Consider the following 1245-nt stretch of genomic DNA (forward strand, 5'->3'; position numbering starts at 1 on the left):
AGACGATATGAGCAGGACATAAAAACATTGAGAGCCCCTGCTGCATGAAAGACCGCGGATTAGGCCGACAATGGTGAGTGTCTAATCCAACCGTGGCGGCCACGCCGCATTCATGGAAGGGGCTCCCATGCTCGATACTACCACCTTCATCGGCCTCGACGTCCACGCCCGCTCGATAAAGGCCGTCTCCCTCGACGTCATGACCGGGGAGGTACGTGCCGCGACCTTCGGCTACGACGCCGGCGCCGTCGCGGAGTGGGTCCGCTCCGTGGACCCCGGGGCCAGGTGCGTGTACGAGTCCGGGGTCACGGGCTTCGACCTGCAGAAGAGGCTTTCCGGCCTGGGGGTCGACTGCGTGGTCGGCGCCGTCTCGAAGATGATCAAGCCCAGCGCGGACAGGCGCAGGAAGAACGACCGCAACGACGCCGAGTTCCTCGCCCGCATGCTGTCGGTCGGCAACGTGGTCGAGGTGTGGGTCCCCGACGACGAGTGCGAGGCCGCCCGCGACCTGACCAGGGCGCTCGAGGACGCGAGGGACGACCTCTCGCGCTCGAAGCAGCGGCTCTCCAAGTTCCTGCTCAGGCACGGGCTCGTCTTCGACGAGAGGACGCCCACCGGCCGCAGGAAGGGCAACTGGACCCGGGCGCACTGGTCCTGGATCGAGTCGATAAGGTTCGCGGAGGGGGCCGACAACGACGTGCTCGCCTACTACGTCGACGCGGTCAGGCGGGCGGCGGAGGAGAAGGCGAGGCTCGAGGGGCTCGTCGAGGCCGAGGCCCGCAAGCCCAGGTGGAGGAGGAGGGTCGACTCCCTCCGCTGCCTCAAGGGCGTAGACACCGCGTCCGCCGCCGACCTCGTGTTCGAGGCCGGCGAGTTCTCGAGGTTCGGGAACGCCCGCTCGTTCGCGGCGTGGGTCGGCCTGACGCCCTCCGAGCACTCCAGCGGGGAGAGCGACCGCAGGGGCGCGATCACCAAGGCTGGCAACAAGCACCTGAGGAAGACGCTGGTCGAGGCCGCGTGGCACTACCTGACGTGCTCGGGGCGGCCGAAGGACCTCGCCAAGGGCCAGGCCCCGGACCGGGGCGCCCGGAGGCATGCCGCCAAGGGCGTGCGGAGGCTGGTCGAGAGGCGGGAGGCGCTGCTCGCGCGCGGGGTCCACGGCAACAAGGCGAACGTGGCCACGGCGCGCGAGCTCGCCTGCTGGGTATGGGCGGTCGGCCTCATGGCCGAGGAGGCGTAGGGGGG

At 69.3% G+C, this 1245-nt stretch carries 1 protein-coding gene; it reads left to right on the forward strand.

Going from position 1 to position 1245, the window contains the following annotated elements:
- The first annotated feature begins 127 nt into the window (after nt 1-127).
- Complete coding sequence (locus tag GDJ93_RS07745; protein WP_226812546.1) at nt 128-1240, forward strand: IS110 family RNA-guided transposase; 1113 nt, start codon at nt 128-130, stop codon at nt 1238-1240.
- Nucleotides 1241-1245: the final 5 nt, after the last annotated feature.

Source organism: Collinsella aerofaciens, assembly GCF_902501475.1.
In the GTDB taxonomy this organism is placed as follows: Bacteria; Actinomycetota; Coriobacteriia; order Coriobacteriales; family Coriobacteriaceae; genus Collinsella; species Collinsella aerofaciens_AL.